Source organism: Aeromonas sp. s1(2024), assembly GCF_040908005.1.
GTDB classification, from domain to species: Bacteria; Pseudomonadota; Gammaproteobacteria; order Enterobacterales; family Aeromonadaceae; genus Aeromonas; species Aeromonas caviae.
In genome coordinates this window covers 30,461-56,379 of the sequence record NZ_JBFOCW010000068.1, presented here as the reverse complement: position 1 = coordinate 56,379, position 25,919 = coordinate 30,461, and the positions used below count along the sequence as shown (strand labels likewise).

At 63.2% G+C, this 25,919-nt stretch carries 23 protein-coding genes and 4 pseudogenes; 13 read left to right on the top strand and 14 right to left on the bottom strand.

Translation table 11 applies throughout. The features are described 5' to 3' along the window. Window positions 1-2: 2 nt before the first annotated feature. The 3 genes from AB5Y70_RS16720 to AB5Y70_RS16710 all read right to left on the bottom strand — a co-directional run bounded on the left by AB5Y70_RS16720 (window position 3) and on the right by AB5Y70_RS16710 (window position 2,741). The gene (locus tag AB5Y70_RS16720; protein ID WP_010674865.1) at window positions 3-752 is read right to left on the bottom strand and encodes a tRNA-uridine aminocarboxypropyltransferase; all 750 of its coding nucleotides are present in this window, start codon (window positions 750-752) and stop codon (window positions 3-5) included. Between the two features lie 190 nt (window positions 753-942). After that, a complete protein-coding gene (locus AB5Y70_RS16715; protein WP_010674866.1) occupies window positions 943-1,932 on the bottom strand; it encodes a D-alanine--D-alanine ligase in 990 nt (329 codons plus the stop codon). Window positions 1,933-2,132: 200 nt separating this feature from the next. Continuing rightward, entirely contained in the window at window positions 2,133-2,741 is a 609-nt protein-coding gene (locus AB5Y70_RS16710; RefSeq protein WP_029314582.1) for a 2OG-Fe(II) oxygenase, read from the bottom strand. Between the two features lie 207 nt (window positions 2,742-2,948). Between AB5Y70_RS16710 and AB5Y70_RS16705 the strand changes: the two genes are divergently transcribed. Both AB5Y70_RS16705 and AB5Y70_RS16700 read left to right on the top strand, forming a co-directional pair. Further along, on the top strand, window positions 2,949-3,425 hold the full coding sequence (locus AB5Y70_RS16705; RefSeq protein ID WP_368176082.1) for a glutathione peroxidase: 477 nt from the start codon (window positions 2,949-2,951) through the stop codon (window positions 3,423-3,425). Between the two features lie 260 nt (window positions 3,426-3,685). After that, window positions 3,686-5,074 (top strand): DEAD/DEAH box helicase, encoded by a 1,389-nt coding sequence (locus tag AB5Y70_RS16700; protein WP_010674869.1) that lies wholly within the window; start codon window positions 3,686-3,688, stop codon window positions 5,072-5,074. 70 nt (window positions 5,075-5,144) lie between these two features. Here AB5Y70_RS16700 and AB5Y70_RS16695 read toward each other — a convergent pair whose 3' ends face one another. The 3 genes and pseudogenes from AB5Y70_RS16695 to AB5Y70_RS16685 all read right to left on the bottom strand — a co-directional run bounded on the left by AB5Y70_RS16695 (window position 5,145) and on the right by AB5Y70_RS16685 (window position 7,066). Beyond that, window positions 5,145-5,582, bottom strand: a complete 438-nt coding sequence (locus AB5Y70_RS16695) for an acetyltransferase (protein ID WP_010674870.1) — start codon at window positions 5,580-5,582, stop codon at window positions 5,145-5,147. Window positions 5,583-5,618: 36 nt separating this feature from the next. Further along, window positions 5,619-6,103, bottom strand: a pseudogene (locus AB5Y70_RS16690) (GNAT family N-acetyltransferase). A gap of 117 nt (window positions 6,104-6,220) precedes the next feature. Further along, window positions 6,221-7,066 (bottom strand): DUF5718 family protein, encoded by an 846-nt coding sequence (locus tag AB5Y70_RS16685; RefSeq protein ID WP_010674872.1) that lies wholly within the window; start codon window positions 7,064-7,066, stop codon window positions 6,221-6,223. Window positions 7,067-7,333: 267 nt separating this feature from the next. On the opposite strand from AB5Y70_RS16685, the pseudogene AB5Y70_RS16680 reads away from it, so the two are divergent. The 4 genes and pseudogenes from AB5Y70_RS16680 to AB5Y70_RS16665 form a co-directional block, all read left to right on the top strand. Continuing rightward, a pseudogene (locus AB5Y70_RS16680) lies at window positions 7,334-7,870 on the top strand (class IV adenylate cyclase); the annotation flags it as partial. Between the two features lie 43 nt (window positions 7,871-7,913). After that, complete coding sequence (locus AB5Y70_RS16675; protein WP_010674874.1) at window positions 7,914-8,306, top strand: NUDIX domain-containing protein; 393 nt, start codon at window positions 7,914-7,916, stop codon at window positions 8,304-8,306. A 101-nt stretch (window positions 8,307-8,407) separates the two neighbouring features. Continuing rightward, window positions 8,408-8,914 (top strand): GNAT family N-acetyltransferase, encoded by a 507-nt coding sequence (locus tag AB5Y70_RS16670; RefSeq protein WP_010674875.1) that lies wholly within the window; start codon window positions 8,408-8,410, stop codon window positions 8,912-8,914. A 104-nt stretch (window positions 8,915-9,018) separates the two neighbouring features. Then, window positions 9,019-9,327 (top strand): antibiotic biosynthesis monooxygenase, encoded by a 309-nt coding sequence (locus AB5Y70_RS16665; protein ID WP_010674876.1) that lies wholly within the window; start codon window positions 9,019-9,021, stop codon window positions 9,325-9,327. A 40-nt stretch (window positions 9,328-9,367) separates the two neighbouring features. On the opposite strand, the gene pdxY is transcribed toward AB5Y70_RS16665, so the two are convergent. The 3 genes from pdxY to AB5Y70_RS16650 all read right to left on the bottom strand — a co-directional run bounded on the left by pdxY (window position 9,368) and on the right by AB5Y70_RS16650 (window position 12,139). After that, window positions 9,368-10,231: a pyridoxal kinase PdxY gene (pdxY, locus tag AB5Y70_RS16660; protein WP_010674877.1), complete on the bottom strand. Its 864-nt coding sequence runs from the start codon at window positions 10,229-10,231 to the stop codon at window positions 9,368-9,370. 511 nt (window positions 10,232-10,742) lie between these two features. Next, the gene (locus AB5Y70_RS16655) at window positions 10,743-11,498 is read right to left on the bottom strand and encodes a DUF429 domain-containing protein (RefSeq protein WP_029314586.1); all 756 of its coding nucleotides are present in this window, start codon (window positions 11,496-11,498) and stop codon (window positions 10,743-10,745) included. 77 nt (window positions 11,499-11,575) lie between these two features. Beyond that, complete coding sequence (locus AB5Y70_RS16650; protein ID WP_010674879.1) at window positions 11,576-12,139, bottom strand: hypothetical protein; 564 nt, start codon at window positions 12,137-12,139, stop codon at window positions 11,576-11,578. Between the two features lie 294 nt (window positions 12,140-12,433). Here AB5Y70_RS16650 and AB5Y70_RS16645 point away from each other — a divergent pair, with 294 nt between their 5' ends. The 4 genes and pseudogenes from AB5Y70_RS16645 (at window position 12,434) to ybcJ (ending at window position 15,467) form a co-directional block, all read left to right on the top strand. Beyond that, window positions 12,434-12,784, top strand: a complete 351-nt coding sequence (locus tag AB5Y70_RS16645) for a phasin family protein (protein WP_029314588.1) — start codon at window positions 12,434-12,436, stop codon at window positions 12,782-12,784. 95 nt (window positions 12,785-12,879) lie between these two features. After that, window positions 12,880-14,667, top strand: a pseudogene (locus tag AB5Y70_RS16640) (class I poly(R)-hydroxyalkanoic acid synthase). Beyond that, a complete protein-coding gene (locus tag AB5Y70_RS16635) occupies window positions 14,664-15,068 on the top strand; it encodes a MaoC family dehydratase (RefSeq protein WP_010674881.1) in 405 nt (134 codons plus the stop codon). The pseudogene AB5Y70_RS16640 and the gene AB5Y70_RS16635 overlap by 4 nt, the downstream one beginning before the upstream one ends. Window positions 15,069-15,233: 165 nt before the next feature. Next, on the top strand, window positions 15,234-15,467 hold the full coding sequence (gene ybcJ / locus AB5Y70_RS16630; protein ID WP_010674882.1) for a ribosome-associated protein YbcJ: 234 nt from the start codon (window positions 15,234-15,236) through the stop codon (window positions 15,465-15,467). Between the two features lie 156 nt (window positions 15,468-15,623). Here ybcJ and AB5Y70_RS16625 read toward each other — a convergent pair whose 3' ends face one another. Together AB5Y70_RS16625 and AB5Y70_RS16620 are read right to left on the bottom strand one after the other, a co-directional pair. After that, complete coding sequence (locus tag AB5Y70_RS16625; RefSeq protein WP_010674883.1) at window positions 15,624-16,097, bottom strand: DUF4442 domain-containing protein; 474 nt, start codon at window positions 16,095-16,097, stop codon at window positions 15,624-15,626. Window positions 16,098-16,461: 364 nt separating this feature from the next. After that, window positions 16,462-17,315 (bottom strand): IS5 family transposase gene (locus AB5Y70_RS16620; protein WP_085943961.1). Its coding sequence is split into 2 segments (ribosomal slippage): window positions 16,462-16,973 and window positions 16,973-17,315, totalling 855 coding nucleotides; the frame shifts between segments, so codons are not numbered across the junction. A gap of 141 nt (window positions 17,316-17,456) precedes the next feature. On the opposite strand from AB5Y70_RS16620, the gene AB5Y70_RS16615 reads away from it, so the two are divergent. Together AB5Y70_RS16615 and AB5Y70_RS16610 are read left to right on the top strand one after the other, a co-directional pair. After that, a complete protein-coding gene (locus tag AB5Y70_RS16615) occupies window positions 17,457-17,813 on the top strand; it encodes a hypothetical protein (RefSeq protein ID WP_010674886.1) in 357 nt (118 codons plus the stop codon). Continuing rightward, window positions 17,761-18,638 (top strand): annotated as a pseudogene (locus AB5Y70_RS16610) (hypothetical protein). Before AB5Y70_RS16615 ends, AB5Y70_RS16610 begins: the two are co-directional and overlap by 53 nt. A gap of 55 nt (window positions 18,639-18,693) precedes the next feature. Here AB5Y70_RS16610 and AB5Y70_RS16605 read toward each other — a convergent pair. The 3 genes from AB5Y70_RS16605 to AB5Y70_RS16595 form a co-directional block, all read right to left on the bottom strand. After that, window positions 18,694-20,445: an ABC transporter transmembrane domain-containing protein gene (locus AB5Y70_RS16605; protein ID WP_010674889.1), complete on the bottom strand. Its 1,752-nt coding sequence runs from the start codon at window positions 20,443-20,445 to the stop codon at window positions 18,694-18,696. 109 nt (window positions 20,446-20,554) lie between these two features. After that, the gene (locus AB5Y70_RS16600; protein WP_029314593.1) at window positions 20,555-22,291 is read right to left on the bottom strand and encodes an ABC transporter transmembrane domain-containing protein; all 1,737 of its coding nucleotides are present in this window, start codon (window positions 22,289-22,291) and stop codon (window positions 20,555-20,557) included. Between the two features lie 139 nt (window positions 22,292-22,430). Next, entirely contained in the window at window positions 22,431-25,229 is a 2,799-nt protein-coding gene (locus AB5Y70_RS16595; protein WP_010674891.1) for a response regulator, read from the bottom strand. 153 nt (window positions 25,230-25,382) lie between these two features. Here AB5Y70_RS16595 and trxC point away from each other — a divergent pair, with 153 nt between their 5' ends. Then, window positions 25,383-25,823: a thioredoxin TrxC gene (gene trxC, locus AB5Y70_RS16590; protein ID WP_010674892.1), complete on the top strand. Its 441-nt coding sequence runs from the start codon at window positions 25,383-25,385 to the stop codon at window positions 25,821-25,823. Window positions 25,824-25,919: the final 96 nt, after the last annotated feature.

Genomic DNA, 25,919 nt, shown 5'->3' with positions numbered 1-25,919 from the left:
GATTAATCCAGAGCGCGGCTCTGGCCCTTGATGGCCTCCAGCCCCTCCAGCAGGGGCCCTTCATCAGCACCGGGTGCACGGCTAACCCGGCCAGCCATGTAGCGGCTGCTGAAGAGATTGAACCAGAGCTGCAGCGCCTGTCCCGCCCGCAGCTCCCCGGCCACTTCCAGCACGCAGGCGGCCACCTCGGCGGTGCACAGGTGCTCGTCGCTGTGGGCGACGCGCATGCCGTAGGTAGAGAGCGCATCCGGCTTGATGGCGAGCACCGGGAAGCCGTCCAGATAGGGACTCTTGTTGAACATCTTGCGCGCCTCGGGCCAGGTGCCGTCCAGCAGGATGAACAGCGGCTTCTTGCCGGGGGCCAGTACCACCTCGCCGGTCAGGCGGTCGGGCGCTTTCTCGCAGGCGGGAAAGACCAAGTAGGGCTGCCAGGCGGGATCCGCCAGCAGGGCCAGCAGCTCGGGATGGGGTTCGGTACGCGACCAGAGAAAGGCCCAGGTGGAGTCCGGCAGCACGTCGGCGATGAGGCGCCCGGTGTTGGAGGGCTTCATGGGCTCGCTGTCATACATCATGAGGCAGAAACCGGCCTCGGCCTTGAGCGCCGGGCGCCAGTCGCAGGCACACCAGTCGTGGCGCAGCTGGCAGGCATCACAGCGTGGCACGCTGCCGCCACGGGCAAGAAAGGGTCGGGTCGAGACGCTCTTGCGCCAGATGCGCAGGCGGTTGACGGCGTGATCGGGGATGGGCTTCATGGAACGCGGCTCTGACGGTGCCTGTGGCGGGACAAAAGGGGGCTGATTGTAACGGCGCGCCCTCCTGGCGGCAAGGCTTGCCGGGCGGCGCCCTGCCCCCTTCCCTCCCCGCGCTCTGCCCGCTTCCCCCCATGAAAAAAGGGGCCCTGAGGCCCCTACTCACCATCCGTTGCAACCGGGTCTGGCGACATCAGACCGCCTTTCGCAGGATCTGCTCCAGATAGTGCGCGAAGCTGTGGCCGTGGTGCTCCAGCAGTTTCGGGAACATGGAGATGGAGGTCATGCCCGGGAAGGTGTTGATCTCGTTGAGCAAAATCTCCCCCTCTTCGGTCAGGAAGAAGTCGATGCGCGACAGGTGGGTCAGCTTGAGCTGACGGAACGCCTTGAGCGCGTACTCGTGAATGGCGTCAGCCTGCGCCTGAGTCAGTCCCTCGGCCTTGAGCGCGGTCTCGGTGTGACTGGCACTGCTGTACTTCTCTTCATAGGTGTAGAACTTGTCCTGGGGTACGCAGATCTCCCCCGGATAGGTGGCCACCAGCTCGTCACCATACTGGTAGACCGCCACTTCCAGCTCGCGGGGCTTGACCGCTTTTTCGATCAATACCTGCTCGGAGTAACCGAAGGCATCGGCAATACCCTTCACCAGGTCTGCCTCGTTGCTGGCGGAGTAGCAACCCACGGAAGAGCCCTGGGAGGCCGCCTTGATGAAGACCTTGCCCCACTTGGCCAGCGCCGCTTTCGCCTCGATCAGGCTCGCCTCGCCTTGCTCGGTCAGGAACAGGTAGGGGGTATTGGGGATGCCGATGGCGGTGAGCCACAGCTTGGTGGTGATCTTGTTGAAGCACACCTTGCTCGCCTCGGCGTCACAACCCAGATAAGGCAGGCCGGCCAGCTCGAGGAAGGATTGCAGATCGCCGGTCTCACCGGGATAGCCGTGGATGCAGGGCACCACGTAGTCCACCGGACGGGCCACGCTGTCGAACGAGAGCAGCTTGTCCAGCCCCAGCTTGCACTCGCGACCGTCGGCGGAGAGCCAGCGGTCGGCAAACATCTCGACCCGGGTCACTTCGATACCGGGCAGGAGCCCGAGCTGTTTTTCGAGGAAATTGGCGCTGCGCAGCGAGACTTCGTGCTCGGAGCCGCCACCGCCGCACAGCAGCAAGACATGCATGTTCTTCATTAGATGTGATCCCTTGGGAGAAGCGGCTTCGTCATCACCATGTCAAACCCAACCGCATGAAAACCGGACGAAGCCAGAAACGAACATAAGTGCGGGCAGTGTAGCAAGGGAGGGGAAGCCTTGTCAGCCGATGGGGCGCACCTCCCCCTGCCCGGACAGATAAAAGTCTCTTCCTGTGTCAGAAACAGGATGAAATGCGCTCAGCGGGGGGGATCGACCCGCCCGGCGCCATTGCCGTTGACCCGAAACCAGCCGGCAATGCTGTAGCGCTCCCGGCTTGCGGGCAGCACCTCGTGGGGAAACTCTTCAGACAGGAAGAGCACCAGCCGCCCGCCCCGGGGGGAGACATCCATCAGAAACTGCTCGCTGTCGTCATAGACCCGCAATATTCCCCCCGCCTCTGGCTGCCAGTCGTTGTTCAGGTAGAACACCGAGGTGAGCCGGCGGTTGGATCGCCCGGCGAAGGCGTCGCGATGGGTGACGTAGAAGTCCCCCTGACGGTAGCGGGCAAAGTGGGCCTCGTAGTCGAACAGCCCCAGCATCAGGCTGCGATTGGCGGCCAGACGCAGGGACTCCATCCGGGCCAGATAGTCGGCCACCGGCGCGCCGAGGGAGGCGTCGAGCCAGTGGATCTGATCCCGACGGATATCGCGGTTGTCCTGATGCAGGGTCTCGCGCCCGATCCCCGCCGGTCGCCACTCGTCCGGCAGGCAGGCCTTGAGGGCATCCACCTCGGCGGCGGTTAAAAAATCATCCACTATCACCCAACCCCGGGTGTAGATGGCATCCATGACGGCTTGATAATCCAAGATAGGCTCGCAGCGAGGGGAGAGAGTGCGCTTTGTAGCGACTTCGGACCATCGGCACAAACCGGATTGCTTCTCTTGAGAAGTCCCGCCATCAATAGGAGTCTGGGGGGAACAGACGCCCTCCCCCTTGCTCCCCGGCCCTCGGCCCGTTAACGTGCAAGGATTGTCCCCGGGCGCCTTGTCGCCCCTCTTGCATCAGGAGAAACCATGCCCCTGCCCCTCATCCCCCTGCAACGACTCGATGGCACGGCCTGGTCCACCGCCGATCTGCAGGGCCGTGTCGTGCTAGTGGTCAACGTGGCAAGCCGCTGCGGTTTTACCCCCCAATACACCGGGCTTGAGGCCCTCTATCGCCAGTTCGGCCCCCAAGGCTTCGAGATCCTGGGCTTTCCCTGCGATCAGTTCGGCCATCAGGAGCCGGGCGATGCCGAGGAGATCGCCCGCTTCTGCTCGCTCGACTACCCTGTCAGCTTCCCCCTGATGGCCAAGTGCGAGGTCAACGGCGCCGGGGCCCACCCCCTCTATCGCTGGCTCAGGGAGCAAAAGCCCGGACTCCTTGGCAGCGAGGCCATCAAGTGGAACTTCACCAAGTTCCTGATTGACCGTGAAGGCCGGGTGATGGACCGCTTCGCCCCCCAGACCAGGCCGGAGGATCTGGTGCAGGCCATCGAGGGACTGCTCTGACGGGCGTGCGCCGAGGCCAGGGGGGCCCCTCTTAGCGCCCCCTGGCCTTTCCCTGCCGGGATGGCCGTGGCAACCCTGCTCGCGACACGGCTGCTGCGCGTGCGCCTCGCATCTGCTATATTACGCGCCCACTGTCTCTTGTGCGGTCGCTTTGCCGGGCTCAGGCCCAGCCTCGATGGCGGCCCACCCTATTTTCCATGTCGTGACGGACCAAGGCTGCCGTCACCCGTTGAGCCCAAGGCTCGGAGTGTCCCTCGAACATGTCATTCAATGAACTGGGTCTGTCACCGCACATCCTGCGGGCCGTCAAGGAGCTGGGTTACGAACAACCCACCCCCATCCAGCAGCAAGCCATTCCCGCCATCCTGGCCGGGCAGGACGTGCTGGGCGGCGCCCAGACAGGCACGGGCAAGACGGCCGGTTTCACCCTGCCCATGCTTCATCGACTGCTGGCCAACCACGGCCGTGGCGGTCGTCGCCAGGTGCGAGCCCTGGTGCTGACCCCGACCCGGGAGCTGGCCGCCCAGGTGGGCGAGAGCATCATCAAATATGCCCACCACCTGCCGTTTCGTACCCTGATCGCCTATGGCGGCGTCAGCATCAAGCCGAACCTGGACGCCATCAAGCTCGGGGTCGACATCCTGGTCGCCACCCCGGGCCGCCTGCTGGATCTGCTGACCCAGGGCGCCCTGACCCTGAGCGCCCTCGAGGTGCTGGTGCTGGATGAAGCGGACAGAATGCTCGACATGGGGTTCATCACCGACATTCGCCGCATCATGAAGGCCCTGCCGGAGGAGCGTCAGACCCTGCTCTTCTCCGCCACCTTCTCCAATGACATCAAGGCGCTGGCGGACGATCTGCTCAAGGATCCCACCCTCATCGAGGTGGATCCCAGCAACACCGCCGCCGAGCAGGTAAGCCAGCGCATCATCCAGGTCGATCGGGAACGCCGCCGGGAGATGCTCTCCCACATGATTGGCCGTGGCAACTGGCAGCGGGTGCTGGTGTTCGTGCGCACCAAGCAGATTGCCGACAGGCTCGCCCAGCAGATGCAGAAAGATGGCCTGGATACGGTCGCCATCCACGGTGACAAGAGCCAGGGGGCCCGCAACCGGGCGCTGGCGGATTTTCGTGAAGGCAAGGTGCGGGTGCTGGTTGCCACCGATATCGCCGCACGGGGTCTGGACATCGATCAGCTGCCCCACGTGATCAACTTCGAGCTGCCCCAGATGGCGGAGGATTACATCCACCGCATCGGCCGCACCGGCCGTGCCGGGCGCGGCGGCGAGGCCATCTCCCTGGTGAGCCAGGACGAGCTGGGTCAGCTCAAGGAGATCGAGGCGCTGATCGGCCAATCCCTGACCGTGGAGATCCTGGAAGGGTACGAGCCGAGCGGCAAGCCGAGCCGCCAGACCCTGCCGGGCAGCAAGCCGGTGCAAAACCCGCCCCGCGCCCGTGGCCATGCCAACGCCAAGGGCAAACCCGCCGCCGGGAAAGGCAAGGGGGATGGCGCCAAGAAGCCGGCCCAGCCTGCGCAAAACAAGTCCCGCAAGCGGGAAGTGGTGGGCGAGGACATCGGTTTCGCCCCCATGCGCCGCCTGCCCAAGGCCCAGCGGGGCGACTATCAGGACAACTCCAACGAGGAGTGAGGCGGCGCGAGCACTGCGTCCTGAACAACAAAAAACCGCCCGAGGGCGGTTTTTTTATGCTCTGGCGCCCTTAACCGGCGGCCAAGGCCATGTGCAGCAGGGGATAGGGCTTGCCCTGGCCATCCAGGGGGGAGCGCCCCGTCACCTCGAAGCCCAGGTGCTGGTAGAAGCCGACAGCCTGGGCATTCTGTTCGTTGACGTCCACGCGAGTCGCCCCCAGACAACGGATGGCGTGGTCCACCAGCTGGCGGCCGACCCCGCCCCCTCTCGCCTCGGGAGCGATGAACAGCATCTCGATATTGCCCTCAGCCACCCCGATAAAACCGACGATCACGCCATCCTGCCTGGCGCAATAAAGGCGCACGGCATCGAAATAGTGTTCGAGGATGAGAGGCTTGAGGGTGGCGATGTCTTCCTCTTGCAGGAAGTGATGGGTAGCGCGTACCGAGGCCTCCCAGAGAGCGATCAGGGCCGGGTAATCCTCGGTTTGTGCTGGTTCTATCTTCATGAATTGTTGGCTCAATTTATGGCAAAAGCGCCGATGCTAAGCCTTGGGGCCGAACCTCGTCAAGGTGCAGCCCTGGGCCTCTGCCTGCTTGATGACAAACCCCTTCTCGATGCCCGCCTTGAAGCCCAGCTTCTCATAGAGGCGATGGGCTTCATCGCGCCCTTCCCCCGAGAGCAGCATCACCTTGTAGCCATCCAGCCCCCAGGCCAGGGAGAGCGCCTGTTCAAGCACCTTCTGGCTCAGCCCCTGGCGTCGGAACGCAGAGGCCGTTACCACGTGCTCTATGATGCCAAAGGGCCTGCCGCCGTTGCTCAGGGTCGGGATCACCCCGAGCTGGCAGGTGGCGGCGAGCTCACCGCCCACCTTCGCCACGATGATCCGCACCTCGGGCCTGGCCAGCAGGCTCGCGAGCGTCTCCCTCGCCATGGAAAGCGGCATCACGGGATCCCGTGGTCTGAGCTCGGCGTAAAGGCTGAGCAAGCCGCCAGATCCTGCTCCCTGCACTCTCTGATCACCACCATGGCAACCCACCTGATCTGCCACTCCTCTTTCGGCTGATCATGCATGACGCCAGCATGGAGTGTGCGCAGGCATAATAGAGAAAGAAGATGCCTCCCCAGGTTGGGAAGGCATCGCGATCAACGGGTCTTGACCGCCTGGAGCAGGACAGAGACATCGGCGCCAACGCGGCGGGTCGCGATGGCTTCGCGAATGTCGCTCTCGCTGTAGCGACTGGCGGGGTAGACCACCACGCAGGCGGTGTCACCGGGAGCGAGGAAGTGTGTCTCGCCAAAGGGGGTGTAGCGGGTGGCGCCAATGCTGATGAGCGCATGGGCCGGGCGCCCCGCCTGGGCCAGCAGCCCCTGGATATGCTCGGCCGGGCCTTCGTCCTGCTGATGGTTGAACTTGTCGATGGCCCACGCCAGCAACTGACCGTGGAAGTAGCTGTAGTCCACCGCCGCGCTGTCGATCCCGTAGGGGTGCAGCTCCCCGTCCCGCTCCAGATAGCAGGCGATGCGGTAGTCATCGAGCTCGCATCCTGCGGCAAAGTGGGTCAGGGGCAGCAGGTTCGCGGCCAGCCCCTTGCTCTCTTCACCCCAGTTCTTCTTCTCGCTGATCTTGTTGGCATTGGGGCGACGGATGGAGCAGTCGTTGTAGGCGCCAAACGCCTTGGGATGGATGGCCACCACCTGCTCCCCCGCGTACTCCAGCTCGCACCACAGTGCCACCTCGGGTTCAATCTGCACCTTCTCGTCCCCGCTCACCGCCGCCTCCGGCAGGAAGATGGCATCGCCGCTCAGGGGAAAGACCCCGAGCTGGCCGGGATGGTTCGGCACATAGAAGGGGAACAGCGCCTTGGGGGCGACCTTGTCGTCAACCTTGACGGCGACGAAGTCCGCCGCCTCCCCTGCCTGCTCCAGGTGACCGGCGAAGTTGCCCGCCACGCCCAGTCCGATAAAGGGGGGCTGTGAGGTGATCTGCATCTGTGGCTCCACTGGCGCGGCCGGGGCCGCCGCCTCGTTGTCGTTGTTCAGGGCGGAAATACCGCCAAAGAGGGAGCTTATTAGAGCACAGCCCCCGTACGGCGCCCAGCCACCGGGCCACAAGCTGTGCACCAGGGCGGATTTCCCCTCACCATCTGGTCATAAAGTCGGCAGTCGATGCGAAGCTGTGATCCCGATGCTTGGGAGAGCCCGGCACTTTTGCTAGGCTGCCCTATTCATTTGCCGTTCGGGAGCCGTCGCAAGGCCATGGCCACCCACTTTCAGGGGCGCTTCGAGGTGGAGTTCAAATACCGCCTGACGGACAGCGCCGCCTTTGTGCATACCCTCACGGCCCTCAGCCCCGAGGTGATGGTGGCGGACAATCATGAGCAGGACTGCTACTTCGACACGGCAGATGGCGCCCTGGCCCGGGCAGAGAAGAGCCTGATCATCCGCACCATGGCCCCCAGCGGCATCCGGCTCTGGATAGTCAAAGGACCCGGACCCGATCGCTGCGAGGCGGTCAACATCACCGATGCGGACAAGGCGGCCAGCATGGTGCGCACCCTGGGCTACCAGCCGGTGCTGACCATCGACAAGCGGCGCAGCATCTATTTTCTGGGGGCCTTCCACGTCACGGTGGATCACCTGGCAGGCGTCGGTGATTTTGCCGAGCTCGCCATCATGACTGACGACGAGACCGCCCTGCCCGCCTACCGCGCGCAGTTGCTGGCGCTGGCTAGCCGGCTGGGACTGGCGCCCGAGATGCGGGAAACCCGCTCCTATCGCACCCTGTGCGAGCAGCGAGCCCCCCCCTTTGACAAGCGGCAACAAGAGGAATCTGCCCATGATCGACAAACTCGCCTGGCTGACCTTCAAGGAGGGACAACTGCTGTGCGCCCGCTCCCACGGCAAGGACATCTACTACATTCCGGGGGGCAAGCGCGAGCCGGGCGAGAGCGACGAGGCGGCCCTCGTTCGTGAAATCGAGGAAGAGCTCGCGGTCATCCTGAAACCCGACACCCTGGCGTTCGCCTGCGAGTTCAGCGCCCAGGCGGACGGCAAGCCGCAAGGGGTGAATGTCAATCTGCGTTGCTACACGGGGGACGCCGACGGCACGCCCGTCGCCTCGGCGGAGATCGCCGAGCTGCGCTGGCTGGACAGCCGCCACCTGGCCGAAGTCTCCCCCGTCTCCCGCCTGCTGTTCCAGTGGCTGGCAGCGCAGGGACTGATCCATTAAGAGACGGCGCACCTGACCGGATGATAATAGCACCGGCAGGAGAGTCCGCGCCCGAGACGTTAATCCCCCACGTGGGCCAAGAGAGAAGATGAGGACATTCAATGGAGATCCTTGAGGTCGAGAGCACCAGAGGCATCAAACCGGCGCTGATCGCCCTGCTGCAAGATTGCGTGGCCAGCGGTGCCTCGGTGGGCTTTCTGCCTCCCCTGCAGGAAGAGCAGGGGCTGGCGTACTGGCAAGGCATCGAGGGGGAGCTGGCGGATGGAGTGCGCAAGCTCTGGGTGGCGTTTGATCAGCACCATCTGGTGGGCGCCCTGCAGCTCTCCCTGTGCACAAAGGCCAACGGGGGCCACAGGGCCGAAGTGGAAAAGCTGATGGTCCACAGCCAGGCCCGTGGCAAGGGGGTGGGCCGCGCCCTGATGAACGCCATGGAGCAAGGGGCCCGGGACGCCAGGCGTACCTTGCTGGTGCTGGATACCCGGGTCGGCGACGTGGCCTCCAGCCTCTATCGCCAGCTCGGCTATCAGGAGGCCGGCCAGATCCCGGACTTCGCCCGCAATGGGGACGGCACCCTCGCCGCCACCCAGTTCTTCTACAAGCAGCTCTGAGGCAGACGGCCTGGCAAGACCGGACAGCGTGCCGGTCTTGCCCCCTCCAAGGCTCGGCGTACATAGGTTTTTGGTTCAATCAGACTCATCGGCAAGGAGCCATCATGATATTGGAAGTCGCCCATCTGCAGATCATTCCCGGCAAGGCCACTGACTTCGAGCAGGCCTTCGCCCGAGCCCAGCACATCATCAGCGCCATGCCCGGCTACCTGGGCCACCAGTTGCAGCGTGCCCTGGACGATCCCCATCACTACCTGCTGCTGGTGCAGTGGGCGCGGCTGGAAGATCACACCCGGGGGTTCAGGGGCTCCCCCCGGTACCAGGAGTGGAAGGCCCTGCTGCACCACTTCTACGACCCCTTCCCCAGGGTCGAACATTTTCAGGATGCAACACCGATCAGTGCCGCAAGCTGAACCTTGATCAGCTCGTCCCGTCACGGGCTGATCAATGGCGTCAGGCCAGGCGCTCGGCCCTGTGGGCAATCTGCGGCTCGGCAAAGGCGCTCTGGGCCGCGATGAGCTGCAGCTCGTAGGCATTCGCCTCCCAGGTCTGTCTCAGCACCGCATCCACCGCGGCGTTGGTGCGCTCGAAGGCGCTCACCCCATCATATCCCGCCTGCAGGTTGGCCAACATCAGGGCGCTGATGAGATCCCCCACGCCCACCGGTTGGCGCGCGAAATCGTAAAGGGGACGGGCGATCAGATAGTCTCCCTCGGGGGTGGCAAGCAGCATCTCGAAGCGGCCGGGGACGCTGGCGGCGCGACCCAGGTGCTTGACCAGCACCATCTTCACCCCCTTCTCCAGCAACTGGCGTGCGGCGACCCGGGTCTGGGCCAGGGTTGTCAGATGGACATCGCACAGGGTCTCCAGCTCCAGCAGATTGGGGGCCATGATGTCCGCCACCGGCAGGGCCTGCTCGGTGAGAAAGCGGGTGACGCCCGGGGCGACGATGCACCCCTTCTCCGGATGCCCCATCACGGGATCGCAGAAATAGAGGGCCGCCGGATTGGCTCGTTTCACCGCCGCCACCACCGCCAGGATCTCGTCCCCCTGCTCCGCCGAGCCCAGATAGCCACTTAGCACCGCATCGCAGCGCGCCAGCACCTCGATATTGCAAAGCCCCTGGCACAAGGCGGCAATGTGGCCCGCCGGCATTGCCATTCCCTGCCAACCCGCCTCGTACTGGGTGTGGTTGGAGAACTGCACCGTATTGATGGGCCACACCTCCATGCCGAGACGGCGCATGGGGAACACGGCGGCGCTGTTGCCGGCACAGCCAAACACCACGTGGGACTGGATAGAGAGAATGCGTTTCATCGACACCACCGGACAAGAAGCCTGAGGAAAAGAGGCAATATATCGGATGAAGAGACGGCTCTTCCAGCAATTAACGCCCTGACTCCCTATTTATGCTTCTGCAGGCTTAACCTGCCGCATATTTGACCCCCGCTACCCTGTTTCTGTACAACCCTGGAGCCATCTCCCCGCTGCTGCGGGGTGATAAATGTACTTGTACGTCTCTTGTCTGATGGCATACAAGGTGATTTTTAAACCAGCCATGAACAGTCGGGATCAAGGATGAGGTCCGATGAAAAGGCGCCAGTCGGCAGTCGGCAGTCGGCAGTCGGCAGTCGGCAGTCGCAAAGTAAGGCAACAAGGGCAAGGGTCAAGGAGACGTCGGAAGATCACAGGACAAAGGCGGCCTCCCCTTGCCTGACACCGTGGCAACGGCAAGCCATACGCAGTGGCGACAGCAAGTCACGTCACCAGTGCCGTGACTGCAGCGAGTCGCCAGCAGTCGTCAGAGGGAGCGCGGTGCTTGGGCGTCTCAATCCCGGGCGAAGTGGTAGACCCAGCCTTCGTCCGGTGCCATCTCCTCCGGCAGGTCCACCAGAGCAGGCAGCGAGGTGACGGCCCCTTCGGCCGCATATTGCAGGGCCATCAGGGCGCAGAGCGCGGCATCATAGGGATCCGTTCCAGGGATGAGGATTGCTGGCAGGTGGGGTTGCAGCTCGGGCCGCACAGCAGAGGCTTTGCCCCCCATTTTGGCCAGGGCGGGATAGACCTCCAGCACCGCGCGCCCGGCAGCCCTCGCCCGTTTTGGCACCAGTTGCAGATCCCCGAGGCGCGGCAGCATGGAGAGGGCCAGGGTGGCGTTGTTGCCGAGCCTGTCGAAGGTGGCGGAGAGGGGCTTCTTGCCATAGTGCTGATAGAGCCAGCGCTCGCAATCCCGGTAGGCGTAAGGGTTGTCAATCTCCCGCTGGGGCACGGGAAAGCCGCTCCCCCACCCCGCCAGCAGATCGGCGAGGGCGCGGGGAAAGGCCAGGGGCGCATCGATGCCGAGAGCAAGGCGCGGGCAGGCCAGCACCTGCATCAGCGCCACCTCGTCTTGCAGGGCCGGGCGCAGCAGGGCATCCAGATCCGGCGCGACCCGGGAGCTCAGGCGAAACAGGGGGGAGATCCCGAGCCAGTGCAGACGCGACTCCCGGGCCTGCCAACCCACCACCGCCACCGCCTGGGCATTGCCCTGCCAGCCCCTCACGTCCCAGCCGATGCCGATGGCGTCCATGTGTTCCGTTGTCATGCCCCTGTTACCTCTGTGCAGCCTTGATGGAGCACAGGGTAATGGCTGCCCCTCCTAAAGCAAGGGCAAGTTGGTCCCTAGAAGGATTTCTTGAAGTTGATCAGGGGCAGAATGGGGAAGATGCCGTTCTCGGCGTAGTTGGCCAGGCCAATCTGCAAGCCGTCCAGGTGCTTGGTGGCATTGACGAATCCCAGCTGGAACGTGGTGCGTTCGGCATAGTTGACGAAGCCGACGTTGGCCAGGGCATTGCCCTGGGCGATGTTGACCGCCCCCCAGTTGAGCCCCTTCACATTGTTGGTCAGGTTGACGAAGCCCAGATTGAGGCCGGTATCCTGCCCTTCGTGCCAGTTGACGGCGTTGATGGCGACCCCGCCAAACTGATGGCGCACCCGGCTCGCGCCAAAGAACACACCAAGCTGCAGGCCGGTGAACTGATCCACGTCGGAGAGGGCGAACACCGGCAGATCGATCCCCTTCACCTGGCCGGTGCGGCCGTAGAGGAAGGAAGCCCTTGCCCCTTCCACCTGATTGGACGAGGGCAGGTTGACACCGGGCAGGGAGATCTGGACCGGCGTGCTGGCCTGGGCGACACCGGCGAGGGTCAGGGCACCACAGCCGAGCAGCAGGGCGAACGGTTTCATCGGGGATTCCTTGTGAAGAGGGTGTGGCTCAAGGGTACCAGCGCAGGCCCCGGGGAACGAGACCCCGCCCCCTGCCCTGCGTCACCTCTCGTCTGAACCCGGGGATGGCTCTCTCGGCGGATTGGAAAATTCAAACAGAAACTAACATTTATACCAAAGGTGGATTGGTTGCAGAATGCTCAAACGTGTGTTTGAACAGAGCAAACAACACGTAACACAGGGATGACGTGCTGTACCCGCAAGAAGGGTCGATTGACCCGCAAAAACAGTGTTCTGCCGAACCGGAGACCCATGATGAATATGGACGTGATCAAGAGCTTTACCGAGCAGATGCAAGGCTTTGCCGCTCCCCTCACCCGCTACAACCAGCTGCTGGCCAGCAACATCGAACAGCTGACCCGGTTGCAACTGGTGTCCGCCAATGCCTACGCCGAACTGGGGCTCAACCAGTTGCAGGCCGTCGGCAAGGTGCAGGATGCCCAGAGCCTGGCGGCCCTCGGCACCGTGCAGCTGGAGAGCGCCAGCCAGCTCTCCCGCCAGATGCTGGATGACATCCAGAAGCTCAGCACCCTCGGCCAGCAGTTCAAGGAAGAACTGGATGCCCTGACCGCAGATGGCATCAAGAAGAGCACGGGCAAGGCCTGATAACCCCTGGCTGCCCGTCTTGCGGGCAGCCACATCTCCCCACGACTCGACAGAACGGGCAAGTGCCCGCCCCGGGCGTGGGTGAAGGAGAACACATGAGCCAATCATCTTACGGCCCGCTGTTCGAGGCCCTGGCCCACTACAACGACAAGCTGCTGGCCATGGCCAGAGCCCAGACCGAGCGCACCGCCCAGGCCCTGCTGCAGACCAGTCTGGACGATCTGGGCCAGGTGCTGGAGCAGGGCAGCCAGCAGCCCTGGCAGCTGATCCAGTCCCAGATGAACTGGTGGCAGGATCAGCTCAAGCTGATGCAGCACACCCTGCTCAAGAGTGCAGGCCAGCCGAGCGAGCCGGTGATCACCCCGGATCGCAGCGATCGCCGCTTCAAGGCCGACGCCTGGAGCGAGCAACCCCTCTATGACTACCTCAAGCAATCCTATCTGCTGACCGCAAGACACCTGCTGGCGGCGGTGGATGCCCTGGAGGGCGTGCCCGAGAAGAGCCGGGAGCGACTGCGCTTTTTCACCCGCCAGTACGTCAACGCCATGGCTCCCAGCAACTTCCTGGCCACCAACCCGGAGCTGCTCAAGCTCACCCTGGAGTCCGACGGCCAGAATCTGGTGCGCGGCCTTGCGCTCCTGGCCGAAGATCTGGAGCGCAGCGCCGATCACCTCAACATCCGCCTGACCGACGAGTCCGCCTTCGAGCTCGGCCGGGATCTGGCGACCACCCCGGGCCGGGTAGTGCTGCGCACCGAGCTCTTTGAGCTCATCCAGTACAGCCCGACCACAGCGACGGTGGGCAAGACCCCGGTGCTGGTCGTGCCCCCCTTCATCAACAAGTACTACATCATGGACATGCGCCCCCAGAACTCCCTGGTGGCCTGGCTGGTCGCCCAGGGGCAGACGGTCTTCATGATCTCCTGGCGCAACCCGGGGGTGGCACAGGGGCAGGTCGATCTCGACGACTACGTGGTGGACGGGGTCATCGCCGCCCTGGACGCCGTGGAGGCAGCCACCGGCGAGCGGGAGGTGCACGGCATCGGCTACTGCATCGGTGGCACTGCGTTGTCACTCGCCATGGGCTGGCTGGCGGCGCGGCGCCAGAAGCAGCGGGTGCGTAGCGCCACCCTGTTCACCACCCTGCTGGACTTCTCCCAGCCCGGGGAGCTTGGCATCTTCATCCACGAGCCCATCATCGCGGCGCTGGAGGCGCAGAACGAGGCCAGGGGCATCATGGACGGGCGCCAGCTGGCGGTCTCCTTCAGTCTGCTGCGGGAGAACAGCCTCTAGTGGAACTACTACATCGACAGCTACCTCAAGGGCCAGAGCCCGGTGGCATCCGATCTGCTGCACTGGAACAGCGACAGCACCAACGTGGCGGGCAAGATCCACAACAGCCTGCTGCGCCGACTCTACCTGGAAAACCAGCTGGTGAAGGGGGAGCTCAAGATCCGCCACACCCGCATCGCTCTCGCCAAGGTGAAGACCCCGGTGCTGCTGGTGTCCGCCGTGGACGATCACATCGCCCTCTGGCAGGGAACCTGGCAGGGCATGGCGCTGTTCGGGGGCGAACGGCGCTTCATTCTGGCCGAATCCGGGCACATCGCCGGCATCATCAATCCACCGGATGCCAACAAATACGGCTTCTGGCAGAGCGAGGTCGAGGCGGACAGCCCGGCGCAGTGGCTGGCGGGGGCGACCCACCAGAGCGGCTCCTGGTGGCCCGAGATGATGCGCTTTATCAAAGACCGTGACGAAGCAGAACCCGTCCCCGCCCGGCAGCCTGTCGAGGGGCTGGAGGCGGCCCCCGGCAGCTACGTCAAGGTACGGCTCAATCCGGTGTTTGCCGGCGTCAGGATGCAAGAAGAGGAACCCGCATGAGTACACAACCCCTTGCCGTGGGCCAGAAGGCTCGCCTGACCAAGCGCTTCGGCCCGGCCGAGGTGGCGGCCTTCGCCGGCCTCTCGGAGGATTTCAATCCCCTGCACCTGGACCCGGACTTTGCCGCCACGACGGTGTTCGAGCGCCCCATCGTCCACGGAATGCTGCTGGCGAGCCTCTTCTCCGGGCTCCTCGGGCAGCAACTGCCCGGGAAAGGGAGCATCTATCTGGGCCAGAGCCTCTCCTTCACGCTCCCGGTGTTCGTGGGGGACGAGGTGACGGCGGAGGTGGAGGTGATTGCCCTTCGAAGCGACAAGCCCATCGCCACCCTGGCCACCCGCATCTTCACCCAGGGCGGCGCCCTCGCCGTGACGGGGGAAGCGGTGGTGAAACTCCCTTGAGCGCCAGTGGCCCCCAGAGACACAACCAGCCCGGTCGGGCTGGTTTTATTGCCTGTGCTCGCCCCTTTTTCGGGGCAATTCGGCCCGGGCCCTTTCCCTGCCCCGCCTAACTGCCTAGAATGAGCCCCCGCTGTTTCAGCCATTCATCCAGCTAGAGGATTTCCCATGGAGACGTTTCTGCTCGAAGGTCACCCCTTCGTTGCCTTGTGTGACCTGATCAAGCATCAGGGTTGGGCCGATTGTGGCGGTGCCGCCAAGGCGCTGGTCGCCGAGGGCCTGGTGGAAGTGGACGGTCAGGTCGAGACCCGCAAACGCTGCAAGATAGTCGCCGAGCAGGTGGTCAACTTCAACGGCATGAAGGTAGTCGTGAAAGAAGGCGTCAGCCCCGAGATCCTCTGATCCTGACGCCCTGCCACGCAAGCGCTACCCAGCACAGTGGCCGAGCGGGCGGTCAACTTCAACGGCATGAAGCATGAAGGCCGTGGTGAAGGAAGGGAGCAGTCCCGAGATCCTTTGATACCGGCTTGAACAAGGGCGCCAAGCGCCCTCTGGCCTTCAGCTTGCCTTGATGGAGAGGGTCAGCACAAAGCGGGCCATGGCCTCGTCGCCGTTGCGCGACGGGCAGGTGGCCACCACCTGGATGGGGCGGTTGATGCGCTGACCGCTCGCCAGGGACTCGTCGATCATGGCGTCGATAAGCTCCCCCGCCGCGCAATCAAACTGCACGTCCCCCTCCGGGCGCTTCAAAAACTCCCCTTGCACATCCTTGAAGGCAAAATGCACCTTCTTGCGCCGCGCCCGCCCCTTCTCCATGACCAGGAGCCCCCCCACCAGGTCGGCACCGGTGGCGAGCGCCCCGAAATACATGCTGCCCAGGTGGTTGCGGGTGCGCCAGCCCAGCGGAATGCGGATGCGCAGCGCCCTGGCGTCCATCTGCTCGATGACGGGGGCACAGAAACCAATGACGGGAATGTAGCGCCAGGCGAACAGACGCAGGGCGAGGTTGGCTTTGAGGCGTTGCAGGTCCATTGCAAACTGATCCGATGAGTAAATGTGATACAAATGTTGCCAGTCTGCTTCCCGATAGACAAGCCTCCCGTGCCATCCCTGTGAGCGGCCCCCCAAAGGGTATTTGCAAAATTCATGCAATGGCCAGGTTCTATTTGCCTGGCAAATGATAAAACCGGCCTTTCCTGACCCCGGGTCGCCCCTCTCTTTTCCCTTTTTCCGATTTTTTTCAAGGTCCCGCCCCGGATGACGGGACCATGACGGCCATATCCGAATGAAACACAACGAGAAATACTCCCCGTCTGGGGGCTAGCCCAGGATCCCGCCCCCGCCACTGGGATTATTCGCAGTAACCAAACCCCCTCTCCCTCGCTAGGCTGTGTTCTCAAAATGCTGGTTTTCTGTCCACCAATAGCTCTCGTAAGTAACGAAGGCAGAAAGCCAGCTTGATAAAAGCAGCAAAACTTCCCGCCAGCTTTTCATATCTCGTTGAGAATCGGCGAAACTTCTTCAGCCATCCGAAGCACCGCTCGACCACATTTCGCCTGCGATAACGAGCTTTGTCTAATACCAGAGGTCGTCCCTTATGGTGCCGCTGCTGGTCGCTGCGCTGCGGGATGACTGCTTTTATCCCTCTGCGCCGGAGTTCGGCCCGCAAAGCCCTGCTGCTATAGGCCTTATCTGCGGCAAGATGCGTTGGTCGCGTGCGATAACGGCCTGATGAAGTCGGGATCCTTGCCATGGCCAACGCACTTGTCGCATATCTGATTTCCGCTGATTGCTCCGGCGAAAGGCAGAACCCCAGCGGTAAACCATTACCATCAGTGACCAAGTGAATTTTGCTGCCAAAACCACCACGAGAGCGACCAAGTGCTTGATTCACCGGAGTGTTTTTTTACGCGCTCCGGCAGCATCTTTGGATACCCTGACATTGGAGCCGTCCAGGCACCACAGGTCGAAATCGATGAGCCCTTCTTCATTGAGCTTGAGTTGCAGCGCTTCCAGAATGGCATCAATCCGGCCTGCATCCTGCCAACGCCGGAAGGTGTTGTAGACCGAATTCCATGGTCCGAAACGTTCTGGAAGGTCTCGCCAAGGAGCTCCGGTGTGGAGTATCCAGAGAATGCCATCGAGCACTTGGCGCGGTTCATGGGTAGGGCGCCCGATCAGGCTTCGAGAAGGAAACTGGGGCTCGATAAGCCCCCATTGTGCATCAGTCAGCTGATAACGGTGGGACACGGAATGGATCTTAAGCTGTTGAGAAGATGTGAGATTATATCTTCATCACTTTAAGAACACAGCCTAGGCTGTTGCTGGCCAGGAAGTAGCCACTCGGCACCGGGTCAACCCGTCTACCAATCTCACCATAAGGATAGAGAGATGAGTCACGTGCAACAGTTGTTCAACGGGGGCGAGAGCGCCGGTACTTTCCAGCTCAACTTCAACAACAACCGTGCCTACGAGCTGTTTGGCCGGGAGTACCTCAAGTGCTATGCCAACCTCAGCGCCAAGGGGAAGATGAGCAAGCCCCTGCCCACCGGGCCGCTGAGCTACACCGTCGACTTCGCCATGGATTGCGGCTGCAGTTCGGTGCTGTTTGACTTCAACCTCGCCTACAAGAAGACCTTCGGCAACCAGTTGCAGGCCCCCCTGTGGCGCGAGTCGGACTACGAGGCCGTAGCTGGTGCTCTGCCAGCTGGTGCGCGAGGCACCGGCCAACCGCCTGAGCAACCATGATCAGTTCGCCGAGGCCGAGGCCTTCTTCAACGACGTCAATCTGCCCGACACCGTCCGGGCGGTGGGCAGTGATCCCTATGCCGACAAGGACGGCCTGGTGGAGTTCATCGTGGCCAACGAGCTGCTGGACGATCCCGCAGTCATGGCCAAGCTGGCGGAACAGAAGGCCTACCTCATCGCCATCACCTCCGTGGTCACCGCCTACATCAACCGTTACGCCGAAGCCTATGGCGAGCAGTACAAGACGGACGCGGATCTCTGGGCCAGGGCCCTCTCCAAGATCCCCCTGATGGGGCCGAGCAAGATCGATCAGCAGAGCTACAGCCGCCACATCAAGGGGCTCAGCATCGCCACCGACTTCATCAACTTCATCATGGACGTGGTGGTGAGCCAGGGCACCACGGCGCTGGCCAGCTTCAACAAGTTCCTGCAAAAGCAGGGGGATGCCATCCGCTTCGGGGTGGAGAACAACAAGGACTTCACAAGACCATCACGGTGGGGGTCACAGTGGAAGTGTTCAAGGTGGGCAACGAGCTGGTCTATGTGCCGAAGATCAAGCAGTACCGCGTCAACTTCGACCGCCAGAACAGCAAGTTCACCTCCGCCTGTGCCAGCGCCGAGTTCGTCGACATCTACTTCAACTACCTCTATGCCGCCAACGTGTTCGACTACGAGGCCCTCAAGGACCCCGAGATCAAGCGCGACTTCGACAACTTCATCCAGAAGCAGCGCAAGGCACAAATTGAAGAAGCGGATACCTTCTTCAACGATGACTTCCCGCCCCTGGAGCCCAAGCTGGTCAGCCGCAGCAAGGTCACGGTGTAACCCTGCCTGTCAAAAAAAACAGCCGGCAGATGCCGGCTGTTTTTTTAGGTGGGCCTCAGGCCCGTTTCTCTTCAAGCCAGGCCCCCTGGCTCTGCATCTCGAACAGCTGGGCATAATGCCCCCCCAGCGCCATCAGCTCGCCGTGGGTGCCGCGCTCGCTCACCCACCCGCGGGAGAGCAGCAGGATTTCATCGGCATCCACAATGGTGGAGAGACGGTGGGCGATGGCGATGGTGGTGCGGCCACGGCGTGCCGCCGAGAGCGCCTGGGAGAGGGCGAGCTCGGTCTGGGAGTCCACGCTCGCGGTCGCCTCGTCCAGGATGAGGATGCGCGGATCCCCCACCTGGGCGCGAGCAAAGGAGAGCAGCTGGCGCTGGCCAGCGGAGAGGTTCTTGCCCCCCTCCTCCATCAGGGTGGCCAGGCCATCGGGCAGGCGGCGCACGAAATCGGCCAGCTGCACCTCCTCCAGGGCCTGCCAGAGCCGCCCATCCTCGATGCCGTCACGCCCAAGGCGCAGGTTCTCGGCCAGGGTGCCGACGAAGATGAAAGGATCCTGCTGCACCAGGCCGATGCTGCGGCGCACCGCCGAGAGAGCCAGGCCGTTCATGGGGTGATCATCGAAGTGGATGCTCCCCCGATCCAGGGGGTAGAAACCCATCAGCAGGCTGATGATGGTGGACTTGCCGCTGCCGGTGTGGCCCACCAGCGCCAGCATCTGGCCCGGCCGGGTGGCAAAGCTCACATCTTGCAGCACCTGCTGCTCCCCGTCGTAGGAGAAGCCCACCCCGTCGAAGCGTACCCGTCCCTCCAGGGGGCGCACCTCCCCGTCGGTGCTCTCGCGGGTTTCATCGAGCAGGGCGAATACCCGCTCCCCCGCCACCATGGCCTGCTGCAACTGGTTGAGCTGGTTGGTCATCTCGATGAGGGGCTCGATCATCCGCCCCAGATAGCTGATGAAGGCGTAAAGCACCCCCACCTGAATGGCCCCCGCCGTGCTCAGCCCCTCGTGGGCAAACAGGGCCAGCAGACCGATGAGCACCATCATGTAGAAGAGATCGATGAGGGGGCGCAGCAGGATGCCGTTGATCTTGAGGCTCTTGATCCGCGCCTGCCAGTGCTGCTGGTTCACCCCCGCAAAAGCAATGGCGAAGTGGCGCTCCTGCACCATGGCCTGGATCACCGGCATCCCCTGCAACGACTCGTTGAGACGGCTGTTGATGTCGGAGAGCAAGGATCGGGTCGCCCGCACCACGGGCACGCTCAGTTTCTGGTAGAGCCACATCACGGCCCCCACCGCCGGCAGCAGGGTGGCGCACACCAGCATCAGGTGAAAGTCCAGCAGCGCCATGGAGAGCAGGATGCCGCACAGGAGCACCACTTTTTGCACCAGGAGCCCTATCACCTGGACATAGAGGTTCATGATCGCCTCGGTGTCGTTGGTGATGCGGGAGATGAGGGAGCCCGAGCGGTGCTTGTCGAAATAGCGGGCAGGCAGGCGGATGGCGGTGGCGAACACCTGCTCGCGCAGACGCTGCACCACCGCCTGGGCGATGCGGTTGAAGCGCAGGGATTGCAGGTAGAAGCCGGCCGCCGACAACACCTGCAACCCCAGATAACCGGCGGCAAGGGCGGCGATGATGCCCCACTCCAGCCGGCGCGGCGCCAGGTAGTCATCGATGAAGAGCTTGATGAGCAAGGGACCCGCCACCTCGGCGCCGGTGGCGAGCAGCAGGCAGATGCCCGCCTGCACCAGCCAGCGGGGGTAGCTGGCGCAGTAGGCGAGCAGCCGTTTGATGGTTGGATTCACAGACTTGCCTCCAGCGCAACGTTCCACGGGAATTGACTCTCTTTGCTCCCCTCTCCGCTCGCGGGAGCCGGGCGGGGGGTGAAGGAAACCAGGGGCCTTGTCATCCTGTTCACAGGCTCTCCTCCACGTCCTGCTCCAGGCGCTGGTAGCGGACCATGTCCGCGTACCAGCCGTTCCTGGCCATCAGGGTCTCGTGACGGCCCCGCTCGCTGATCGCGCCCTGTTCCAGCACCAGGATCTCGTCCGCCTGCTCCACCGCCGTCATGCGGTGGCTCACCAGCACCAGGGTGCGCTTGTGGACCTTGAGGGCCAGCAGGATCTGCTGCTCGGTGTGGGCATCCACCGCCGAGAGGGCGTCATCCAGCACCAGGATAGGGGCATCCAGCAGCAGGGCGCGGGCGATGGCCAGACGCTGCTTCTGACCGCCGGAGAGGGTCACCCCCTTCTCTCCCACCTCGGTTTCATACCCTTTGGGGAAGCGACTGATGTCGTCGTGAACGCAGGCGATGCGCGCCACCCGTTCAATCTCCTCCCGGCTCGCCTCGGGGCGGCCCAGGGCGATGTTGGCCGCGATGGTGGTGGAGAACAGAAACGGCTCCTGGGGCACATAGGCAAACTGGCTGCGCAGCTCACCCAGCGACAGTTGCGAGATGGGCACCTCCCCCATGCGGATCTCCCCGGCCGTGGGGTTGGCCAGGCGCATCAGCAGCTTGAGCAGGGAGCTCTTGCCTGCCCCGGTGCGTCCCACTATCCCCAGCATGGCGCCAGCCTGCAGGGTGACATCCACCCCCTGCAACAGGGTGCGCTGCTCCAGCCGGTAGCCCAGCCCCAGCACCCGCAGGGGAAAGGCCGAGGCCAGCGCCATGGGATGGGCCGGCTCCTCGATGTCGCTGTGCTCCCCCAGCAGGCTTTCGATGCGCGAGTAGGCGGCGCTGCCCCGCTCGATGATGTTGAACAGCCAGGCGATGGCGAACATGGGCCAGATGAGCTGGCCGAGGTACATGGTGAAGCTGGTGAGCTCCCCCAGAGTCAGCTTGTCTTGCAGCACCAGGGCGCTGCCCCCTGCGACAGCCAGAAAATAGGAGCAGCCGATGCACAGGTAAATCACGGGGTCGAACTTGGCGTCGATGCGGGCCACCGCCATGTTGCGCTCCCCCGCCTGACGGGTCAGCTCGGCAAAGCCCTCGTCCTCTAGGGATTCGACCGCGTAGGATTTGAGCACCCGCACCCCGGAGAGGGCCTCCTGGGTCTTGTTGTTGAGGCGGGAGAAGGCCCCCTGAGCCGCCTTGAACTCCTTGTAGATCTGGGTCCCGAAGCGGTTCATGAAGAAGGCCATCACCGGCAGGGGCAGCAGGGAGAGCAGGGTCAGCTGCCAGGAGTACTGGCTGCACATGATGGAGAGCACCAGGATGCCGACGATGAAGGAGTCCACCAGGGTCAGTACCCCTTCCCCTGCGGTCATCTCCACCGCCTGGATGTCGTTGGTGGCGTGGGCCATCAGATCACCGGTGCGGTGGCGCTGGTAGAAATCCGGGCTCATGCGGGTGAAGTGGCTGAACAGCCGGTTGCGCAGCACGTAGGCGAGCCGGTAGGAGGCACCGAACAGCATGACCCGCCACACGTAGCGCAGCAGGTAGATAAGCAGTCCCAGGCCAAAAAGCCCCGCCAGATAGCCGGTCAGGGTGCCGCTGTCCAGGTCACCCTTGGCGATGCCATCCACCACCCAGCCCACCACCTTGGGGGGGATCACGGTAAACAGGGCCACCAGCATCAGCAGGGAGATGGCCACCAGATAACGCCGCCACTGATCCTTGAAAAACCAGCCAAGCCGCAAAAATACGCTCACAGAGAAGTCCTTGGTCGCGGCGCGCTGCCGCGTGATCATGAAGAGAAGCTCAATACAATCGCCCCCTGGCGGGGGCGAACGAGTGGGTCATCATAGCCTGAAGCGGGTGACTTGAGAACGATTGCTATCTTGCCCTCCCTCAGAGCCGCTTGTCGGGGGGCGAAAACGGGAAAGCGACCGACTCCTGCTGCTCCCCGGTGAGCAGGAAGTGGGAGACCTCCTCCCGGGTCTGGGTAAAGACCTGCTGCAACTGGTTGAGCTCCCCCTCGCTCAGCTCCTCCTGCAGCCGCAGCCGCCACTCCAGTTCCCCGGCCAGCAGTTGCAGGCGGGAAGCGGAGATGTTGGCCGAGACCCCCTTCAGGGTATGCAGCAAGCGGCACGCCACTTCGGGCTGCTGGCGACGCAGGGCGGTGCGGATGTCCCACAGATCGTCCTTGTGCTCGGAGAGGAACAGCTTGAAGAGGATCTGCAGCGCCTCCCTGTCATGCTCCAGCCGGCGCAGGGCATCCTCCAGATCCAGCACGCCCATGAGGGCCGGCGGCTTGACCTCGATGGGCACCTTGGGCTCCCCGCCGCTGCTCTTCACCCATTGCAGCAGGTTGTTGTAGAGATCGAGCTTGCTCACCGGCTTGGTGACATAGCCGTTCATGCCGACGCCAAGGCAGCGCTCCCTGTCCCCCGGCATGGCGCTGGCGGTGAGGGCGATGATGGGCACATCATGCTTGTCCACCATCTTGCGGATCTGGCGGGTGGCATCCAGCCCGTCCAGCACCGGCATCTGCAGATCCATCAGGATGACGTCGAACGGCTGCTCCGCCACCTGCTCCACCGCCTCGCGGCCGTTGTCCACCACGGTGACCTTGGCCTCCACCCGGCGCAGGTACTCCAGAATGAGCTGCTGGTTGACCCGGTTGTCCTCGGCCAGCAGCACCCGGGTACCACGCAGCAGCTCCCGGAACTGCTGCTGATCCCCCTGTGCCTCCGCCTGGCGGACCTTGCTGTCATGGGAGCTGCCGTTGAGCAGTTCGTCCACCTTGGCCAGCAAGGCGTTTTCGGTCATGGGCTTGGCCAGGAAGTGGGTCAGTCCCATGCTTTCCATCCGCCCGTGCAGCCCCTCCCTGGACCAGGCGCTGGTCATCAGGACAGGCAGGCGCCGCCACTGGCTGTGCTGGTACATCTCGAGGGCCAAGTCCAGGCCATCCTCCTGACCCATGCGCCAGTCGAGGATGGCGAGGCGGATGTGATGCCCCTCTTCACGCAGCACCTGACGGGCGCGGGAGAGGCTGTTGACCGTGATGACGGACGCCCCCGCCCGCCCCAGGATGTCCTTGGCCAGTTCCAGCACCAGCTCATTGTCATCCATCATCAGGATCAGGGGCTGGTGATCGAAGAAGACCCGGCGCCCCGAGACCCCGTACACCGCTTGGGAGATGGGGATCTCGAACAGGAAGGTGGAGCCCACCCCGGGTTTGCTCTGCACGGTGATCTCCCCGCCCATCAGCCCCACCAGGCGCTGGGAGATGTTGAGGCCAAGCCCGGAGCCGCCATATTTGCGGGTATTGCCCGCCTCCAGCTGGGTAAAGGGCTGGAACAGCTGGGCCTGCTTCTCCGGGGCGATGCCGATGCCGGTATCCCGCACGCTGAAACAGACCCGCATGGGATGCTGGCTGGTGAGGGTGATGGCCACCTCCACCTCGCCCCGCTCGGTGAACTTGATGGCATTGTTCACCAGGTTGACCAGTACCTGACCGAGGCGCAGCGGATCCCCGCGCAGAAAGTCGGGCACGGCGGGAGACTTGTTGATGATGACCTCGATGTGCTTGCGCTCCGCCAGATCCGCGAACATGGCGGCGAGGGAGTCGAGCTGCTCGCTGAGATCGAAGTCGATCTCCTCCAAGGTCAACTTGCCGGACTCCACCTTGGTGAGATCCAGAATGTCGTTGATGAGCAGCAGCAAGGTGTCCGACGAGGATCTGATCTTGTTGAGATAGTCCCGCTGCTGGGGATCCAGACTGGTTTGCAGTGCCAGGGCGCTGAAGCCGATGATGGCATTCATGGGGGTGCGGATCTCGTGGCTCATGTTGGCCAGGAAGTCGCTCTTGGCCTGGGCCAGCAGCGCGGCATGGCGAGAGAGCTCGCTCAGCTTCTGGTTGCGACGCCACAGGGTCGCGGCCACCAGCGAGAAGCAGAGCAGCGCCCCCCCCAGCACCATCAGGTAGAAGCGGCTCTTGAGGGAGGAGGCCCGCTCCAGCTTGCTCTGCTTCCAGGCGGGCAGTGAGCTCAGCCCCTTCATCTCCACCACCTGATTGCGCAGGCGATGGTACTCCATCACCTGCTGATTGAACTCCTGGCCCAGCCGGACGAGGGCCGTGACCCTCGGCTGCTCGCCATAGCGGTCAAGCAGGTGCTGCTGGAGTTGCAACAGTTGCCGCTGCTCGTTCTGATCCCAGCTGCGTCGGAGGTAGTGGTGCAGGCGCATGAGTTCGGTAAGGTCGCGGTACTGCGCCTCACCGACCGGCAGGGTGCCTTGCAACGCCTTGAGCTGGCCCTGGAAGCGGGGAGCCAGATACTCGATGGTCATCTCCATGGTGTAAAGCCTGGCGAGATCCAGCAGATAACCGTCGATGTCCCGCTGCAACGCCTGGGAGCCGGGGTCGTCCACCGACTCCGGATCCTCGTGCACCAGCCTGACGAACCTGTCCAGGTGACTGGAAAGCAGGCTCAGACGTTGCTGTACGCTGCCATCGCTGGCCTTCTCGCGCCCCAGCAGATAGACGGTATCGGTATTGACCCGATTGAGCACCATCTCAGCCGCCACGCTCAAATCGAAGGCACGCTGCTGCTGGCTGAGCAACTGCCAGCAATAGGCAGAAAAGCCCACCAGCGATACGATGATAAGGCCAAAGACAACATGATTGCCCCGTGCAACACTCTTCATCCCGTCTCGATTCTCATGTCATGGTCGGCCATCCGGTGACATCAGGTCACGGCCGGAGGCCAACTGTGAAAAACCACTGAGTGCTATGTTACCGTTAGTCGGCGCTCTGATTGCAATAAAGATGTTGCCGGGCCATGAAATAAGGAAGCAATTATGTCACTTGTCACCACCTATTGTAGCCAATGCTTTACCCGCAACCGCCTGCCTGTCGAAAAAGCAGACTCAAACGCGAAGTGTGGCCGCTGCCGTCACGCCCTCTTCGAACAAACCCCGGTGGCGGGGCGTCAGGCCAGCTTCGATGCCCTGATCCAGTCCGACATCCCGGTGGTGGTGGACTTTTGGGCAAGCTGGTGTGGCCCCTGCCTGCAGTTTGCCCCCGTCTTTCAGGAGGTCGCCCGGGAGCTTGAGCCCCGCCTTCGCTTCGTGAAACTCGATACCGAGCAGGAGGCCGCCATCGCAGGTCGCTATGGCATTCGCAGCATTCCTACCCTGATGGTCTTCCAGCGGGGGGAGATCCTGGCACAGCGCAGCGGCTCCCTGCCCAAGAGCCTGTTCAAGGAGTGGCTGCTCTCCTTCACCTCCCCTGTCAAATGAAAATAAAATGTTTCATTTCTGTTTGATCGAAGATCCATTTTCACTTGACTCTGTGAGTCGCCACATGATTTGACCATATCCCCCTGTTTCAAACAG

Coding starts and splice junctions, on each gene's coding strand:
- AB5Y70_RS16720 (WP_010674865.1), bottom strand. CDS start 752: ATGAAGCCCATCCCCGATCACGCCGTCAACCGCCTGCGCATCTGGCGC.
- AB5Y70_RS16715 (WP_010674866.1), bottom strand. CDS start 1,932: ATGAAGAACATGCATGTCTTGCTGCTGTGCGGCGGTGGCGGCTCCGAG.
- AB5Y70_RS16705 (WP_368176082.1), top strand. CDS start 2,949: ATGCCCCTGCCCCTCATCCCCCTGCAACGACTCGATGGCACGGCCTGG.
- AB5Y70_RS16700 (WP_010674869.1), top strand. CDS start 3,686: ATGTCATTCAATGAACTGGGTCTGTCACCGCACATCCTGCGGGCCGTC.
- AB5Y70_RS16695 (WP_010674870.1), bottom strand. CDS start 5,582: ATGAAGATAGAACCAGCACAAACCGAGGATTACCCGGCCCTGATCGCT.
- AB5Y70_RS16685 (WP_010674872.1), bottom strand. CDS start 7,066: ATGCAGATCACCTCACAGCCCCCCTTTATCGGACTGGGCGTGGCGGGC.
- AB5Y70_RS16675 (WP_010674874.1), top strand. CDS start 7,914: ATGATCGACAAACTCGCCTGGCTGACCTTCAAGGAGGGACAACTGCTG.
- AB5Y70_RS16670 (WP_010674875.1), top strand. CDS start 8,408: ATGGAGATCCTTGAGGTCGAGAGCACCAGAGGCATCAAACCGGCGCTG.
- AB5Y70_RS16665 (WP_010674876.1), top strand. CDS start 9,019: ATGATATTGGAAGTCGCCCATCTGCAGATCATTCCCGGCAAGGCCACT.
- pdxY (WP_010674877.1), bottom strand. CDS start 10,231: ATGAAACGCATTCTCTCTATCCAGTCCCACGTGGTGTTTGGCTGTGCC.
- AB5Y70_RS16655 (WP_029314586.1), bottom strand. CDS start 11,498: ATGACAACGGAACACATGGACGCCATCGGCATCGGCTGGGACGTGAGG.
- AB5Y70_RS16650 (WP_010674879.1), bottom strand. CDS start 12,139: ATGAAACCGTTCGCCCTGCTGCTCGGCTGTGGTGCCCTGACCCTCGCC.
- AB5Y70_RS16645 (WP_029314588.1), top strand. CDS start 12,434: ATGAATATGGACGTGATCAAGAGCTTTACCGAGCAGATGCAAGGCTTT.
- AB5Y70_RS16635 (WP_010674881.1), top strand. CDS start 14,664: ATGAGTACACAACCCCTTGCCGTGGGCCAGAAGGCTCGCCTGACCAAG.
- ybcJ (WP_010674882.1), top strand. CDS start 15,234: ATGGAGACGTTTCTGCTCGAAGGTCACCCCTTCGTTGCCTTGTGTGAC.
- AB5Y70_RS16625 (WP_010674883.1), bottom strand. CDS start 16,097: ATGGACCTGCAACGCCTCAAAGCCAACCTCGCCCTGCGTCTGTTCGCC.
- AB5Y70_RS16615 (WP_010674886.1), top strand. CDS start 17,457: ATGAGTCACGTGCAACAGTTGTTCAACGGGGGCGAGAGCGCCGGTACT.
- AB5Y70_RS16595 (WP_010674891.1), bottom strand. CDS start 25,229: ATGAAGAGTGTTGCACGGGGCAATCATGTTGTCTTTGGCCTTATCATC.
- trxC (WP_010674892.1), top strand. CDS start 25,383: ATGTCACTTGTCACCACCTATTGTAGCCAATGCTTTACCCGCAACCGC.